The organism is Gemmatimonadota bacterium (genome assembly GCA_016719105.1).
Lineage (GTDB): Bacteria > Gemmatimonadota > Gemmatimonadetes > Gemmatimonadales > Gemmatimonadaceae > SCN-70-22.
Map to the genome: position 1 here is coordinate 788066 of JADKAQ010000001.1, position 15488 is coordinate 803553.

Below are 15488 nucleotides of genomic sequence, written 5' to 3' on the forward strand. Positions count from 1 at the left end.
GGCGGGGCTGGCGGAGAAGGCACTGGTCATCGTCCCGACGTACAACGAGCGGGAGAACATCATTCGCCTGATCGACGCGGTCCTCGCACAGGATCCGCGCATCGAGGTGCTGGTCGTTGACGACGGTTCGCCCGACGGGACGGGGGCGCTGGTCGACGAGCGCGCGGCGTCCGACGGTCGCGTGCATGTCGTGCATCGCCCCCGAAAGATGGGGCTCGGCACCGCCTACCTCGCCGGCTTTCGCTGGGCCCTCGAGCGCGACTACGAGCTGGTGTTCGAGATGGACGCCGACTTCTCGCACGATCCGTCGCATCTCCCGCAGTTCCTGGACAGCGCTCGCGACGCGGATCTGGTGCTGGGCTCGAGGTATCGCGAAGGGAAGGTCACGGTCGTGAACTGGCCGATGGCGCGGCTGCTGTTGAGCTACAGCGCGAACATCTATGCGCGAATCGTGACCGGGCTGCCCTTGTACGACGCCACGGGCGGATTCAAGTGCTTCCATAGGAAAGTACTTGAGGCGATCGACCTAAGTGATGTTAGATCAAACGGATACGCGTTCCAGATTGAGATGAGCTTTCGGGCGTGGCGCAAAGGGTTCCGTATAGTGGAGATCCCGATCGTCTTCGTCGATCGTACCGAGGGCGAGAGCAAGATGTCCAAGCGGATCGTTCGGGAAGCCATCTGGATGGTCTGGCGGCTGCGCTGGTGGGCGATCATTCGGAGGGTGTAGCCATGGTGGGTCGCGAGTTCTGGAAGATGAGCGGGTCGGGCAACGACTTCGTCTTCTTCAACGCCATGCACGTGGCCGCAGGCGACCTCGCGACTCCGGCACGCATCGGACAGCTCTGTGAGCGCCGGACCGGAATCGGCGCAGATGGCGTCGTCTTCCTCGAACCGCACGACGTGCACGCCTTCTCGATGCGCTACTTCAATCGGGACGGATCGCTCGCCGAGATGTGCGGGAATGCCGCGCTGTGCAGCACTCGGCTGGCGCGCGAACTCGGAATCGTCGAGCAGGGCGAGTTCACCTTCCAGACGGTCTCCGGGCCGGTCACCGGGCGCTTCCAGGATGGGACGCCACAGATCGACATGGTCCCGGTAACCCAGCTCGCGGCGACGTTCGAGACGCCGCGCCTTCCGGGTGAGCAGCGCATCGGCTTCGCCCGGGTCGGCGTACCGCACCTCGTCGTCCTCGTTCCGGACGTTGAGCTGGTCGACGTGTATCACCGCGGAAGTGAGCTGCGCCACCTCGCATCGCTCCGCGACGGCGCCAACGCGAACTTCGTGTCGAAAAGCGTCGATGGGCGCTGGTCGATCCGCACGTATGAACGCGGCGTCGAGGAAGAGACGCTGGCCTGCGGCACCGGCTCCGTCGCCTCAGCGGCGCTGCTGACGGCCTGGGGGCTCGAGCGCGGTCGCGTCGTCCTCACGACCAGGTCAGGCTGCGACCTGATTGCCTCGGTCGCGCACGAGCCGGAGCAGGGAACGCCGATGCTCGCTGGCGAAGGACGTATCGTCTTCAGCGGACACTTGGGCGAACTCTGACCGCTCCGTAACGGGTCGAAGTCGGCCCCGTTCTACGATGTCTCTTGCTCCGACCCACTGTCGCATTTCGCGCAGCGTCTCGAGCCTCGATCTGCCAGGCGCGTTAACTCAGTGGAGCATCGCGACCGCGCGAGCGTCACGAACGGCGCGGACTCAGAAGCGGTGAGAGGGGGCCAGCCCTTGGTTTCCCCGAGTTTTCCACCGATTGAGTTTACATAACACATATTATGCGTAATACTTCGCTCCCAAGAAGACGGGCCGGGAGAGACCCCTCCCGGCCCATCTCACTGTCGTCAGCTTCGCGGCAGTTCGGTCTCTATCACGGCGCGACTAGCGCGCCGCGACGGATGCGCCGAGTTCGCCGACGCGGAGACGCGCCTCACCGTTGAGCGGCGACGATTGATCGTCGGCCATCGACTGCCAGAGCTTCAACGCGTCCTCCTTCTTGCCCGCCAAGGCGAATGACCGGGCGGCGTCTGCCTTGTAGGTCTCGCGTTCGGACGGGAGCTTGGACGCTTCCGACGCCTTCAAGTACTCGGCCGCCGCCTCGGCAGGCTTGCCGGACTGTTCCAGTCCGCCCGCGCGCAACGCGTGGAGCGACGGCTGCAGCGCTCCCGCCGAACCGATCTCGTCGAGGATCTTGAGCCCTTCGGCGACCTTGCCCTGCTGGAAGTTCACCTGCGCCAGGAGCAGGCGCGCCTGCGTTCCCGCCGGCGTCGAGCCGTAGCGCTGTACGAGCTTCTGGAGGTCGGCCGCTGCAAGCGGAAGGTTGCCAGACGCCACGCTGCGCTGTGCGTCACCCAACGCACGAGATGCGCCCGCGGCCTTCGTCGCGTTGGAGCGCGAGAAGACCCAAGTGCCCGCAACGATCGCCGCCACCACGATGGCGCCAATGCCGACCTGGCGCCCATGCGCTTGCAGCCAATCCATCAGGGACTCCGCCGAATCGTCGAGCTGCGGCCGAGCCGCTTCACCTGTTTTGGTCATGTGTTGTCAGGCTTTCCCTGCCCCGTGTGTGTCCTTTTCGGGGACGAAGTTTTGCGTGGTAACGCGCACGTTATGCGGAAGTGTTAACGCACGTCGCATGATGCGCGTTAAAGATGTGTAGCACACCGTCTTGCCGGAAGTGTGGCCTTGTCCCCGCGAGAGTTTTCGCTATCCTTCCCAGCGCCCTCACCCTCAACCACTTACCATGATTAGGCGCAAAGGCATTTCACGAATCGACCAGCCGGAGAAGCACAACCACGGCTGGCTTGTTCAGGTCACTTTCGAAGGCAAAACCCACCGGAAGTGGTTCTCGGACAACAAGCATGGTGGCAAGAAGAAGGCGTTCGCGCAGGCCGTGGTCTGGCGCGACAAGACCGAGAAGGCGCTGGGCAAGCCGCAGACGGGTCGGGTGGTGGTGCGTTCCCGCCGAAACAAGTACGGCGTGACGGGTGTGCAGTGGGACAAGCGGCATCAGGCATTCATCGTCTCCATCAATCCTGAGCCCGGCAAGCAGAAGCGCTTCTACGTCCCTGCCAAGGGTCGCAAGAAGGCCGAGGCGCTGGAAGAGGCGAAGAAGCTCCGCCTCAAGCTGGAGAAGGAGATCTACGCGAAGCGCGGCGCCTAAGGCATCAGACGCTGGAGCAGACAGGGGCCCCGACCGCTTTCACGCGGAGGGGCCCCTTGTCTTGGCGGATGCCGCACGACGCAAGGCGCAACGCACTGCACCGCCGAGGTGCCCCCGACACGATTCGAACGTGCGACCAACGGTTTAGGAAACCGCTGCTCTATCCATCTGAGCTACGGGGGCATGCCCAAGGCGCGCCGTGAATCTACCCGTGCGCCGAGAGACGGTAAAGCCGAGAGCAGGCCCGTCCCCCTCGGCTAGTAGACGATCGCACTCTCCACACGCTGCCCGGGGAGCATCGCGCGCCCGCCCAGGAACGCGAGCTCGATCAGGAAGGTGCTGCCCACCACTTCGCCGCCAAGCTTATGCACGAGTCGCGAGGCCGCGGCCGCCGTCCCGCCGGTGGCGAGCACGTCATCGGTGACGAGAACGCGGGCCCCGCTTCCCAACGCATCGATGTGCACTTCGAGCGCGTCGGTGCCGTACTCGAGCGCATACTCCTCGCGCGTCGTCTCGTACGGCAGCTTGCCCGGCTTGCGCACAGGGATAAGACCGGCGCCGAGCGTCACCGCGACGGGCCCTCCAAACAGGAAGCCGCGGCTCTCGATCGACAGCACATGCGTGATCCCAGCGTCTCGAAACGGTGCCGCCAGCTGCGCGCACGTTGCCGCGAAGAGCTCGGCGTCGCCCAGGAGCGGCGTGATGTCCTTGAACGAGATGCCCGGCTTGGGATAGTCGGGGATCTCGCGAATTGCGCGACGAATGGCCGCGCGGAGCGCGTCCTCGCCTGCGGCGCCTGCCGCGCCAGCCGCGTGAGTCACTTGAGGATCGTGAAGGGGTGAGGAAGTTCGAGCGACGGCTGGGGGACCAGCTTGATCACTTGCTTCACCGTCGCTCCCGGCGGTCCCTGTCGCACCGCATCGAGCAAGGCGCGCACAGACTCCTCGCCTCCGGACGCGGCAATCTCGAGGTTGCCGCTGGACAGGTTGCGCACCCATCCCGACAGCTCGAGTGCTCGTGCCTGTTGTTGAACAAAGTGTCGAAAGCCGATCCCCTGGACTTTCCCGGCGACTTCGATGTGAACGACAGGCACGAGATCCGAGATGCGTTACGGTCGGGCTGAAAGGAGCGAGGAGAGGACGCTCGCCAGCACCGCCTCGGGGCTCGCGCCGGCGTCAGTCGTCGGCACAATCTCGCCTCCCCGCACCCGTCGCGCTACCGCCTCCAGCGTCGCCAGGATGTGCGCCTGCGACTGGGATCGGGCCACGAACGCTCGCAGGTCCACATCGGCCTGGCTTTCCGGGGCGTCATCGTCCCCTTCCCGCTCGAGCGATGGCCCAGCTGCAATCCACGCTCCTGTCGACTGGACCCCAGCGACGACCCCATCGCCCATCAGCGACTCCAGCCCGGGAATCGGCGTGGGCATTGCCACGACCTCCTCCGGAGCGAGCGAGAAGCGATCGAGTTCCGCGTCGAGCAGCGATGACGCGACGGCGGCCGAGCTCTCCGTCGCCGTCACCGTGTCGTTAACCGGGTCGACGGACCACGCAGCCGCTCCCGTGCCCTTCGCCATTTCCGGCGACATCTCGGCGCTTGGTGCCGGCATGAGCACCGACTCCGACTCGCCATCCCATGCTGCGGCCGCGCTGGCAAGTTCAGTTTCGGTGGTCTCCGTTTCGGAAGCCACGGCCTCGATCGACTCTGCCGCCACTGCGTCTGGCGCGACCGACGCCTGGACCTCAGCCAACCCGTCGCTCGCCGCCTCGATCGGTGCGAGCGGCGCTGCCGCGTCGAGGAGGGCGGTCGCGGAGACATCTTCGAAGGCGCCAGCGTCGACGTCTCCCACCTCGACAGGCTCGTCCTGGCCGGCCGACACCGCGGCGACTGCGGATACGATCTCCGATTCGTCGTCCGGAGTCTCGTAGCCTCCGACGTTCAGCGCGGAACATTCGCTTTCGTCGAGCGCGACGTACGCGCCGTCGTCCAGCGCGGCGTACGCGCTGTCGTCAGGCGCGGCGTACGCGCTGTCGTCGAGCGCGGCGTACGCTTCGTCATCGAGCACGAAGTCATTCGCGAACTCCACGGGCCGTTCGTCGACCACTGCCGCTGCGACCTCCGGTAACGCGAGTTCCACCGACGCGGGCTCCGGCGACGAAAGCTCGGGCGACGCGAGCTCGGCGGACGCGAGTTCAGCAGACGCCAGCTCGGCCGACGCGAGTTCGTTCGATTCAACTGCCAGCGACGCGAATTCGGCCTCGTACACCGTCGCGCCCACGTTCGCGTTCTCGATGCCCGCGCCCCGCCACTCGCCCTGTTCAGCGAACCGCCCGGCCGGCGCCGACACCTCTTCGGAATCCTGGCGAGCGTCGATGGCGCGCGACCCATTCACCGCGCCTTCCGCCACGCCTGACTCGAGCGTCGCGAGCTCAGTAGGAGCCAGCGACTCTACGGCCGATTCACTGGCGACTTCGGCGACCTGCTCAACGGCGGCGACGTCGACGATCGGCTCGATCGACGCGGACCATTCCGCCGATTGCGACGCAGGAGCCACTTCCTCGTCGGCGGCGGAGCCGAAAGCGACGGACTCGGCCGCCCACTCGCTCGGGGCCTCCTGACGCTCGGAAAGCGACTCGACGTCGAGCGCCGAAGAGAAGCCGCCTTCGGCGACCGTTGTGGACTCGTCGACCGCCGCGAGGTCCGGCGCGGTAGAGTTCGTCCCCTCGATTTCGAGGGCCGTCTCGACCGAGGTGAGGGCGGTCGCCGCATCGGGCGCGAAGACACGCTCGACTGACGCCTCCGCGGACGCCTCCACGCCTCGCGGCGTGGCCGAGGCGGTCACGGCCTCGTCCGACCCTCCCTCCGGGACGTGGGCGAAGGGGGCGACGGCGATTCGCCGCGCACCGAGCGCCTTGAGCGGCCCCTGCCCCGCCCCACGCGGGTTGCCGCTGAAGGGACGAAGGACGGGACGCCGGGGGGCAGTGCCGCCCTGGTCCTGCGAGACATCAGCCATGTGAGCCGCTCCGATCGACAGTCCGTGACAGTCCGGGATGGGCGGTCGGCCGCGTCTCCTGCTAGGGTGACGACCAGCCGTGCGTGCCCAAGAGCGGGACGAATCGGACGGGTACGATGTCACGCCGCTCGACCCGATCCGCGTGCCGCGTGACCATGGTGAGCATCTGCTCCCCCCGGTCGCCGAGGGGGATCAGGAGCCGCCCGCCGACGGCCAACTGGTCGACGAGGGGCTGGGGGATCCCCGGCGACGCGGCCGAGACGAGGATCGCGTCGTACGGCGCGTACTCGCGCCACCCGATCGTCCCATCGCCCAGCAGGAAGGACACGTTGCGGACGCCGCACTCGCGCAGGACCTGGCGCGCCCCGTCCAGGAGCGGCCCCACGCGCTCGATCGTGAAGACCTGGTCGGCGAGGTGGGAGAGCAGGAACGTCTGGTACCCCGACCCCGTGCCGATCTCGAGGACGCGTTCGGTCCCCTTCAGCTGCAAGAGCTGGAGGTAGCGGGCGTGCACGCTCGGTTGCGAGATCGTCTGCTTGTTGCCGATCGGGATCGACGAGTCCTCGTAGGCGCGGTGGCGAACGCCCGTCGGGACGAAGAGGTGGCGCGGTGTCTCCTCGATCGCGCGCAGGACGGTCGGGTCGGTGATGCCCCCCGCCTGCAGCAGGTCGACGAGACGACGGCGCGCGCCGCGGTACTCCGGGTTTACGGAGCTCGCCACCAGCGCTCCGATGCGTCGAGCATGTCCCGATGCGTGAGGTCCAGGTGCAACGGGGTCACGGACACGAAGCCATCACGAATCGCCTGGAAGTCGGAGTCGTCGCTCCCGGTCCAGGTGATCTCGCCGCCGCCGATCCAGAAGATCTTGCGGCCCCACGGGTCCTTCATCGGCTGGATCGAATTCGAGTAGACCCGCCGACCGAGCCGCGTGAGCTTGATCCCCTTGATCTCGTCGGCGCGCAGCGGTGGCAGGTTCACGTTGAGCAGCGTCCCCTCGGGAAAAGCGGGGAGCGTCGTCAGGTGGCGCAGGAGCGGGACGAGGATCTCGATCTGCTCATCGAGCTTGGCGATGTCGGCGCGCAGGTCGCCGCCCGCGAACGAGAAGGCGAGCGAGGGGATGCCTAACGCCAATCCCTCCATGGCCGCCGACACGGTGCCCGAATAGAGCACGTCCTCGCCCATGTTCTGTCCGTGGTTGATCCCGCTCAGCACAAAGTCGGGACGCTCGTCCATCAGCGCCTCGACGGCGAGCATCACGCAGTCGGTGGGCGTGCCGTCGACTTGGAAGCGGCGGTCGCCGCGCCGAACCGGTCGCAGCGGATGATGGAGGGTGAGGGAGTGCGACGTCGCACTCTGCTCGCGATCGGGGGCCACCACGGTGACCTCGCCGATCTGCTCCGCGGCGCGCACCAGGCAGTCGAGCCCGTGCGCGAGGATGCCATCGTCGTTGGTGCAGAGGAATCGCATGATGTCGCTAACGGTAGCGCGCCACGGGCGTTTGGGCTACCTCGGGAACGATTGCGTGGGCCGTCATCATCCCGCGTATCGCCCGACGCATGACTAGCGTTCGGCCCCGGGAAGCTCCTCGGCATCGACCTTCGGGATCGGCGCCGAGCCGTCGAGGATGGACGCGAGTTGCTCCAGCTCTCGCTGCAGTTCGGCCAGCGTCTCGACGGCGAGCGCCTCGCGCGCCGCGACCTTGACCGCCCCGCCCTTGCGGTGCTCATCGACCTTCTGCCGCGCCCCGTCGATGGTGTACTTCTCGGTGTAGAGCAGGTGCTTCACGAGCTGGATGAGCTCCACCTCGCGCCGCTGGTACACCCGGTTGCCGGAGCGATTCTTCGCCGGATTGAGGAATCGGAACTGGCTTTCCCAGTACCGAAGCACGTGCGGCTTGAGATCGGTGAGCTGGCAGACGTCACCGATGGAAAAGAACTCCTGGACGACCTCATCGCTCATGCATCACGCTCCGGGCGCAGTTCACGCCCCATGAGATCGGCGAGCGCATCGCGCGGCGCCTGCTGTTCGAAGAGGATGCGCGAGATGGCGCGCACGATCGGCATGTCGACACCTTCGCGCTCGGCCAGCGCGCGCGCGCTGTCGGTCGTGGTGATCCCCTCGGCCACACTTTCCGTGGCCGCGAGGACGTCGGCGAGGGCCCGTCCCTGCCCCACCTCCAGCCCCACAGCGCGATTGCGGCTGAGCGCCCCGGTGCAGGTGAGCACGAGGTCCCCCATGCCGGCGAGCCCCGCGAACGTCTCGGGGCGCGCACCTAACGCGACCCCGAGCCTCGTCATTTCAGCCAGTCCGCGGGTGATGAGGGCGGCGCGCGAATTGAGTCCGAGCCCGACCCCCTCGGCGATCCCCGTGGCCACGGCCATCACGTTCTTGAGGGCTCCGCCCACCTCCACGCCCACCACGTCATCGTTGGAATAGACGCGGAAGACCGGCGAGCTGAGGACGCGTTGCACGGCCGCCGCGGCCGCCGGGTCGTCCGACGCGGCAACGACGGCAGTGGGCATCCCGCGCGCCACTTCGAGTGCGAAGCTCGGGCCACTCACGGCGACGACCCCGTGTTGCGGCAGTTCCTGGCGCACCACGTCGGTCATCAGCGCCAGCGTCCCGCGTTCGATCCCCTTGGTGGCGACGACGGCGAGTGCCCCGGGTTCCACCCGGTGTGCCGCGCCACGCACCACGTCGCGCAGGACGTGCGACGGCGCCACGTACAGCACCAGCTGCGCCCCGCCTAACGCCTCGGCCATGTCGGTCGTGGCGTGAATGCGGGCATCGAGCGTCGCGCCGGGGAGGAAGCGCGGGTTGGCGTGCGACAGGTTGAGGTGCGCGGCAACGTCGGCCTCGCGCGCCCACAGGCAGGTCTCATGCCCTCCCTGCGCGAGCAGGTGCGCCAGCGCGCTCCCCCATGCCCCACCCCCGATGACGGCGCAACGCATCAGCGCGCCGCTCCTCCGGGTCGCCCGAGCCGCGACTCCTCGCCACGACGCAGGCGCCCGATGTTGGCGCGGTGGGTCCAGACCACGAAGGCGGCGATGAGCACCGACACGAGACCGAGGGGCGACGATGCCCCTTCACGCACGACCACCGTCGTCGCGAGCGCCGCCGCACCGAGCATCGAGCCTAACGACACGTATCGGGTCGCGGCCACCACGACGACGAACGTGCCGAAGGCGGCGAGAAACGGGACGGGGGCCAGCGCCGCGAAGACCCCCGACGCCGTGGCCACCCCCTTGCCGCCCCCCTTGAACAGCCCCGCGTAGGGGCGCACGTGCCCCACGATCGCCGCGACTCCGAAGGCCACCGGCCACCAGACCCCCGTCACCTGCGCCAGAGAGGGAAAGGCCAGCACCGGGACGGCCCCCTTGAGCGCGTCGAGCAGCAACACGACGATGGCCGCCGCCGCCCCGAGGGTGCGATAGACGTTCGTCGCCCCGAGGTTTCCCGAACCGTGCTGGCGCAGGTCGATGCCGCGCAGCGCACGCCCCGCGAAGTACGCGAACGGTGTCGAACCGAGGAGATACGCAGCCAAGAGTGCGGCGGCAGCAGCCATGTCAGGGCGCGTTCTTTTTCTTCACCTGGACGCGCAGCGGATTCCCCTTGAAGCCCCACGCCTCGCGGAAGCCGTTGTGCAGGTAGCGCACATAGTGCTCTTCCAGCGCATCGGTGTTGTTCCCGAAGACGATGATCGTCGGGGGCGCCGTCTCCACCTGCGTGGCGTAGTGCAGCTTGACCTCGCGCCCCGCGGCCTGTGGCGGTTGACGACGGGCAACCAGCTCCTCGAGCACCGCATTGACCTGCGAGGTCGTGATGCGCTTGTGCCGCTCTTGCTCCACTTCCAGCAGGACGTCGAGGATCCTGGTGACGCGCTGTCCCGTCTTGGCCGACGTGAAGAGGAAGGGGACGTTCGTGAGATACGGCGCCTTCTCGATGCACTTCTTCTGGAACTTGGCGGCGGTCTTGTCGTCCTTCGACACCAGGTCCCACTTGTTGACCACGATGATCATCCCGCGCCCGGCTTCCCACGCCAGCGTGGCGATCTTGAGGTCCTGGTTGTGCAACTCCTCGGTCGCATCGATCAGGAGACAGCAGATGTCGGCCCGGTCGATCGCGCGACGCGTGCGCAGCGCCGAGTAGAACTCGACGCCGTCGTCCACGCGCGACTGGCGGCGCAAGCCCGCCGTGTCGATGAAGACGATGTCGCGCTCGTGATAGCGCATCGGCGAGTCGATCGCGTCGCGCGTCGTCCCGGCCACATCGGAGACGACGAGACGTTCCTCGCCCAGCAGGCGGTTCACGAACGACGACTTCCCGACGTTGGGACGCCCGACAACCGCGATCTTGAGCGACGTGTCGTCTTCGGCCGGGACCTCGGGGATGTTGGCCACGACGATGTCGAGCATGTCGCCCGACTGCTTGCCGCTGACGGCAGAGACCGGGATCGGGTCGCCGGCGCCCAGCTCATAGAACTCGTAATAGTCCGTGGCCGACGGGTTGTCCGCCTTGTTGGCGATCACGAGGAACGGCTTGCCCGACGTGCGCAGGAGGTCGGCGATGCGATGGTCGACCGGGTGCATCCCGTTCTTGGCATCGACGACGAAGAGGAGCAGGTCGGCCTCGTCGATCGCCTGTTGCACCTGACGACGGATCTCGAGGTCCATCGCGGCGCGCGGGTCGTCGGTGATCCCCCCCGTATCCACGAGCCAGAACGCCGAGCCCGCCCATTCGGCGCGCCCGAAATGGCGGTCGCGCGTGGTCCCCGCTTCTTCGCTGACGATCGCCGTGTTGCGCCCGACGATGCGGTTGAACAGCGCCGACTTCCCCACGTTCGGGCGGCCGACGAGTGCGACGACGGGAAGACTCACGTGGCCCCCGCGATGTCGGAGGGAGCGCCCTGACCTTCGAATTGCAGCACGTCGATGAAGTCGTAGGATGGATAGACGGGCATTGGCAATGCCTCGCGGACGGCGACGAATGTCTGGTCGTCCAGGAAGATCCCGTCTTCGTTGATCGACTCGGCCGGTACGAGCGCCAGGTCGAGGTCGTGCCGGTCGCGCAGCGCCGTAAGGATGTCGGCCCCCACGAGGAGGCCAGCGGTCGTCGTTGTCGGACCGAACAGCGAGTTGACCGTCGGGAGCATCTCGAAGGTCGCCCCCGTCGCCTCAGCGAGTCGCGCGAGCAGGGGCGGCATGATCTCGCGCATCGCCAGCCCGGTCACGATGCCGATACGCTTCCCGTCGAGCCTCGGGAGCGCCGCGAGACCGTCCGCGACGCGGGAACGCAGGGCCGTCACCGAACCGACACCGTTCTCGATCTGCGGAAAGTCGCCGTAGTGGGCGGCATCCGGGAGTTCACGTCCGGCCAGCAAGTACAGCTCGTCGGAACCATAGACCCAGTTCGCGCCGCGCGCCTCGCGCGCCCGGGCAGCCCATCGCTCCACGGTCTCGAGCAGGCGCAGCGCGTTCTCGCGACTCATCGACTCGCCGGAATACAGATGCGAGAACTGCGTCAGGCCGACAGGAACCAGGGCCACCGAAAGACAGGCGTCGCCAAAGGCCCACAGGTCCGCCAGCGATTCTTCCAGCACTGCGCCGTCATTGAGCCCCGGCACGACGACCATCTGGCCGTGGAACTGGATCCCGCCCTCGACCAACCGCGTGAGCTGCGCGAGGATGTTGGGAACGCGTGGGTTGTTGAGGAGCTTCTTGCGCGCCTCCCACGGCGTCGCATGCACGGACACATAGAGCGGCGAGAGCCGATACTCGATGATCCGCTGGAAGTCGCGCTCCTTGAGGTTCGAAAGCGTCGCGAAGTTGCCGTATGCGAACGAGAGACGGTAATCGTCGTCGCGGATGTACAGCGGCTTTCGCAGCCCCTTGGGGAGCCCTTCGATGAAGCAGAACTCGCACCGGTTGGCGCAACGGCGCACCGTGGGCGGTTCGAGTTCGACGCCGAGCGCTTCGCCTTCGGGGCGCTCGATCTCGTACACGATCTCCTCGCCCGACGGGAGCCGCACCGCGATCTCCAACTCGTCGTCCGCCGTCATGAACTCCCAATCGAGAAAGTCCTCGATCTCGCGCCCGTTCACGGAGACGATCTCCGTGCCGGCCACGATCTCGAGTTCCTGGGCGATGCTGTCGGGAGCCACGCGTGCGACGCGAACCATGCCTGACGACGGAGCCTGACGAAGAGCGGGTGGAGAGACGAACGGGGGAAGCGCGCGCGGGCGCGATCTTCCCCCGAAAAGCAAGGTCCGACCCTCGGGCCGGACCTCAAGGAACTTAGCAGTTCGTCTGGCCGATATCAATGCAGCACATACACTTTCACGCCTGAGCCTCGCCGACAATCGAAGCTCCCGCATCGCAGAAACAGAGCGGCGGCGGCCCCCACCGGGGTGCCGCCGCCACCTGCAAATCCGTCACGCGAGCACGTCGTCGACCCGGCTGCGGGCCGCGTGTCGCATCAGCTACCGAATGGCGCGTAGCGGTAGGCGACCACCCCCGCCCCTTCGACCTCCACGCGGAACGCCTTCGATTTCTTCCCCGCGACCGCACCCACCGCCGCCTCCTTGGCAGTGACGACATTCCCCGCCGCATCGAGGAACTCGAACTTCACGGTGTAGCTCTTCTCGGCGTCGGTGAGGTTCTCGATCGAACCGCCGAGGGTGTGCTTGTTCCCGTCGTGCGACCAGAGGTTGACCGTGAGCTTGACCGGGGCCTCGGTGAAGCGCTTGAAGTACTTCATGAGCGAGTCGTTCGCCGCCTTGTACTGGTTCTCCAGTTCCGTGGCCGCCTGACGATCGGCCGCCGTCGCCGGGGTCTTCTTGGCCTTGGCCGCGGCGTTGAAATCGGTCGTCTTCTTCTTGACCACCGACGCCTGGTTCTGGAAGTAGAGCGCCCAGAGCTGGTAGTTCTCGGGGTTCTCCGGGTCCACGACGAGGAGGCGGCTCAGGATGGCCGGTACCTCGTTCCACTTCTCGAGCTTCTGCAGCGTCACCGAGAGGTTGAACAGGCCGTCGCGCGAGGCGACGTTCTTCTTGAGCCCGGCGCCGAAGAGTGCGGCCGCATCGGCCGCGCGATCGGCTCGAGCGGCGTTCACGCCGGCTTCGAAGAGCGCGCCGTCGGAGAACTTGTCGGGGTTGGCGACCATGTCGCCAAAGACCTTGTCGGCCGCCGCGGTGTTACCGGACGCGATCTGCGCGCGCGCCAGCGCCCCCTGCGCCTTCGGGTCCCCGGGGAACTCGACCAGGAAGGCCTCGAGGTACGTCGTGGCGTCGGTGAACTTCGCCTTCTTGGCGTCGCCGTCGAGGGTCTCGGCCTGCGCCATCACGAGCTGCGCGACGTTCATCATGACGTTCTTGCGCTCGTCGACCTGCGAGGTGTCGCCCTTCATGAGCTCGGCCATCTTCTTGAACGACCCGACGGCGGCGTCGATGGAGTCCTTGGACTGCTGGACGTTGCCGAGGATGTTGTAGCCGATGTAGGCCAGCTTGTAGCCGTCGTAGACCGACAGGCCGCGCTTCACGAGGGCGCCGGCCGAGTCCATCTGCTGCTGGTTGTACAGGTTGACCGCGGCGTTCACGAGCGGGGCGTACAGGCGGCGGCGCCATTCCTCGGTGTCGTCCTTGCAGGCTGCGTTCGAGGCCTCGACCGTGTCGAACGCCTCGTCGGCGGCGGCCACGAGGTCGAGGGTGCCCTCCGGTTCGGTGGTGAAGCCAAGGGCCGAACGCTTCACGAAAAGCGAGCTGTCGCGTCCCTGGCTCATCGCCAGCTCGGCGTACAGCCCATACGCGCGCCCCAGGACGAAGGCGCGACCGACCGCGTTGGCGGCGACGATCTTCTCCTGGTCCTTCGTGAGCAGCGCCACCGCCTGGCCGACGCTCTTGAGCTTGTCCTCAGGCTTGCCGATCGGCAGCGCCGCCTTGGCAAGCGCGTTGGCGGCATCCTTCACTTGGTTCGGCTTCTTCTCGTCGACTTCGCACTTGGCCTGCGCCATGGCAGGAACCGGGTGCAGCGCGAGGGCGAGTGAGACAGCAACCGAGAAGCGAGACAGGGTCATTCTTTCTCTCCTTGCATGGTGAGGCGCGGCAGGCGCGCCGGCGTGAATCCTACCCATTCTCAGCGGTCGCGTTCCGCCGCGGCGAGCGCGAGCGACGAGACGTCGCCCAGTGCCCGCCCCGTGGCGTCGGCCACCGCGCGTACGTCGTCGAACTCCGGCTTGGATCGCTGGGTCCCGTTAGGCAGGGTTGCCACCTTGATCCGCACGGTATGCCCCAGCACCTCGACCACCCGCGTCGCGCGCGGCAGCACGCGCCGTTCCACCATCGAGCGCCGCACGCCTAACGTCGACGTGTGGAGGAAGAGCAGGTCCTCGAGGCGCGGGGCGTCGCCCTCCCCTGCGAGGACCTCGAGCCGTTGTCCCGCGCGTCCCTTCTTCATGAGCGTCCCCGTGACCACCACGTCGAGCGCCCCGCCTTCCCGCAGCATGTCCGCGCACGCCGCCACGTGCTCCGGCGACATGTCGTCGATGTCGGTCGCGAGGAGGACGAGCCGTTCCGTCCGGCCGTCCGCCAGCGTCGCATCGTCCGCCAAGGTCACGCGCAACGCATTCACGCGCCCCAGCAGGTCCTTCGTCCCGGCGCCATAGCCGCTGCACCGCGGGATGTAGCGCACGGGCGGCCGCCCGGACGAGAGGACCTTCACCAGCACGGCCCCCGTCGGCGTGACCAGCTCTCCGGCCCCGTCCGGCCCCGGGCGCACCGTGTGCCCCTCGAGCAGGCGCAGCGTGGCAGGGGCCGGCACGGGGAGCACACCATGCGCAGCCTTCACAAAGCCGTCTCCGAGCGAAATCGTCCCACAACAAACGCGGGAGACCCCCAGTTCGCTCAAGCCCCAGATCGCGCCGATCACGTCGAGGATCGCGTCGACGGCCCCCACCTCGTGCAAGTGGACCTCGTCCATCGCCACGCCGTGAATCCGCCCCTCCTCCGAGGCGAGGGCGGTGAACGCCTGGTCGGCGAGGGCGCGCACGCTCGGCGGGACCGGTGCCGCGGCCAGCAGGGCACGCACCTCACCGATGTGTCGGCCGTGTGGTTGCTCGGGGATGTCGAAATCGACCTTCTTGCAGGCGATCATGCCGCGCTGCACATCGGCGATGCGCACCCCGACCCCATCGAGGCCGAGCCGATCGGGGAGCGCACGAAGCCACGCCGGGTCGAGCCCGACGTGGACGAGTGCCCCCAGCATCATGTCGCCAGCGATGCCGCTGAACGGTTCGAGAATCGCGATCGTCACGGCGAAAAAATACACT

The 15488-nt window shown here is 67.3% G+C and carries 16 protein-coding genes and 1 tRNA gene; 3 read left to right on the forward strand and 14 right to left on the reverse strand.

Annotation, left to right across the window (positions count from 1 at the left end):
- Positions 1–7 precede the first annotated feature (7 nt).
- Complete coding sequence (locus IPN47_03495) at positions 8–730, forward strand: polyprenol monophosphomannose synthase (protein ID MBK9407111.1); 723 nt, start codon at positions 8–10, stop codon at positions 728–730.
- A 2-nt stretch (positions 731–732) separates the two neighbouring features.
- A complete protein-coding gene (dapF, locus tag IPN47_03500; GenBank protein ID MBK9407112.1) occupies positions 733–1545 on the forward strand; it encodes a diaminopimelate epimerase in 813 nt (270 codons plus the stop codon).
- 330 nt (positions 1546–1875) lie between these two features.
- On the opposite strand, the gene IPN47_03505 is transcribed toward dapF, so the two are convergent.
- Positions 1876–2532, reverse strand: a complete 657-nt coding sequence (locus IPN47_03505) for a tetratricopeptide repeat protein (GenBank protein ID MBK9407113.1) — start codon at positions 2530–2532, stop codon at positions 1876–1878.
- Positions 2533–2737: 205 nt separating this feature from the next.
- On the opposite strand from IPN47_03505, the gene IPN47_03510 reads away from it, so the two are divergent.
- A complete protein-coding gene (locus IPN47_03510) occupies positions 2738–3157 on the forward strand; it encodes an AP2 domain-containing protein (protein MBK9407114.1) in 420 nt (139 codons plus the stop codon).
- A gap of 109 nt (positions 3158–3266) precedes the next feature.
- Here IPN47_03510 and IPN47_03515 read toward each other — a convergent pair.
- From IPN47_03515 to larC, 13 genes are all read right to left on the reverse strand, one after another.
- A tRNA-Arg gene (locus tag IPN47_03515) sits at positions 3267–3340 on the reverse strand.
- A gap of 74 nt (positions 3341–3414) precedes the next feature.
- Positions 3415–3921 carry an adenine phosphoribosyltransferase gene (locus IPN47_03520; GenBank protein MBK9407115.1) on the reverse strand — a complete coding sequence of 169 codons (507 nt, stop codon included), beginning with the start codon at positions 3919–3921 and terminating at the stop codon, positions 3415–3417.
- A gap of 53 nt (positions 3922–3974) precedes the next feature.
- Positions 3975–4250, reverse strand: coding sequence for an acylphosphatase (locus tag IPN47_03525; GenBank protein MBK9407116.1), 276 nt, complete (start codon positions 4248–4250; stop codon positions 3975–3977).
- A gap of 15 nt (positions 4251–4265) precedes the next feature.
- Positions 4266–5996 carry a hypothetical protein gene (locus IPN47_03530; GenBank protein MBK9407117.1) on the reverse strand — a complete coding sequence of 577 codons (1731 nt, stop codon included), beginning with the start codon at positions 5994–5996 and terminating at the stop codon, positions 4266–4268.
- Between the two features lie 232 nt (positions 5997–6228).
- A complete protein-coding gene (locus IPN47_03535; protein ID MBK9407118.1) occupies positions 6229–6891 on the reverse strand; it encodes a protein-L-isoaspartate(D-aspartate) O-methyltransferase in 663 nt (220 codons plus the stop codon).
- A complete protein-coding gene (gene surE / locus IPN47_03540) occupies positions 6873–7634 on the reverse strand; it encodes a 5'/3'-nucleotidase SurE (GenBank protein ID MBK9407119.1) in 762 nt (253 codons plus the stop codon). Before surE ends, IPN47_03535 begins: the two co-directional genes overlap by 19 nt.
- 93 nt (positions 7635–7727) lie before the next feature.
- Positions 7728–8126 carry a MerR family transcriptional regulator gene (locus IPN47_03545; protein MBK9407120.1) on the reverse strand — a complete coding sequence of 133 codons (399 nt, stop codon included), beginning with the start codon at positions 8124–8126 and terminating at the stop codon, positions 7728–7730.
- Entirely contained in the window at positions 8123–9118 is a 996-nt protein-coding gene (locus IPN47_03550; GenBank protein MBK9407121.1) for an NAD(P)-dependent glycerol-3-phosphate dehydrogenase, read from the reverse strand. Before IPN47_03550 ends, IPN47_03545 begins: the two co-directional genes overlap by 4 nt.
- Positions 9118–9732 (reverse strand): glycerol-3-phosphate 1-O-acyltransferase PlsY, encoded by a 615-nt coding sequence (plsY, locus tag IPN47_03555; GenBank protein ID MBK9407122.1) that lies wholly within the window; start codon positions 9730–9732, stop codon positions 9118–9120. Before plsY ends, IPN47_03550 begins: the two co-directional genes overlap by 1 nt.
- A 1-nt stretch (position 9733) precedes the next feature.
- Entirely contained in the window at positions 9734–11044 is a 1311-nt protein-coding gene (gene der / locus IPN47_03560) for a ribosome biogenesis GTPase Der (GenBank protein MBK9407123.1), read from the reverse strand.
- The gene (locus IPN47_03565) at positions 11041–12345 is read right to left on the reverse strand and encodes a DUF512 domain-containing protein (GenBank protein MBK9407124.1); all 1305 of its coding nucleotides are present in this window, start codon (positions 12343–12345) and stop codon (positions 11041–11043) included. Before IPN47_03565 ends, der begins: the two co-directional genes overlap by 4 nt.
- 296 nt (positions 12346–12641) lie before the next feature.
- Positions 12642–14237, reverse strand: coding sequence for a hypothetical protein (locus tag IPN47_03570; protein ID MBK9407125.1), 1596 nt, complete (start codon positions 14235–14237; stop codon positions 12642–12644).
- Between the two features lie 59 nt (positions 14238–14296).
- The gene (gene larC, locus IPN47_03575) at positions 14297–15472 is read right to left on the reverse strand and encodes a nickel pincer cofactor biosynthesis protein LarC (protein MBK9407126.1); all 1176 of its coding nucleotides are present in this window, start codon (positions 15470–15472) and stop codon (positions 14297–14299) included.
- Positions 15473–15488: the final 16 nt, after the last annotated feature.

Coding starts and splice junctions, on each gene's coding strand:
- dapF (MBK9407112.1), top strand. CDS start 733: ATGGTGGGTCGCGAGTTCTGGAAGATGAGCGGGTCGGGCAACGACTTC.
- IPN47_03505 (MBK9407113.1), bottom strand. CDS start 2,532: ATGACCAAAACAGGTGAAGCGGCTCGGCCGCAGCTCGACGATTCGGCG.
- IPN47_03510 (MBK9407114.1), top strand. CDS start 2,738: ATGATTAGGCGCAAAGGCATTTCACGAATCGACCAGCCGGAGAAGCAC.
- surE (MBK9407119.1), bottom strand. CDS start 7,634: ATGCGATTCCTCTGCACCAACGACGATGGCATCCTCGCGCACGGGCTC.
- IPN47_03545 (MBK9407120.1), bottom strand. CDS start 8,126: ATGAGCGATGAGGTCGTCCAGGAGTTCTTTTCCATCGGTGACGTCTGC.
- IPN47_03550 (MBK9407121.1), bottom strand. CDS start 9,118: ATGCGTTGCGCCGTCATCGGGGGTGGGGCATGGGGGAGCGCGCTGGCG.
- plsY (MBK9407122.1), bottom strand. CDS start 9,732: ATGGCTGCTGCCGCCGCACTCTTGGCTGCGTATCTCCTCGGTTCGACA.
- IPN47_03565 (MBK9407124.1), bottom strand. CDS start 12,345: ATGGTTCGCGTCGCACGCGTGGCTCCCGACAGCATCGCCCAGGAACTC.
- IPN47_03570 (MBK9407125.1), bottom strand. CDS start 14,237: ATGACCCTGTCTCGCTTCTCGGTTGCTGTCTCACTCGCCCTCGCGCTG.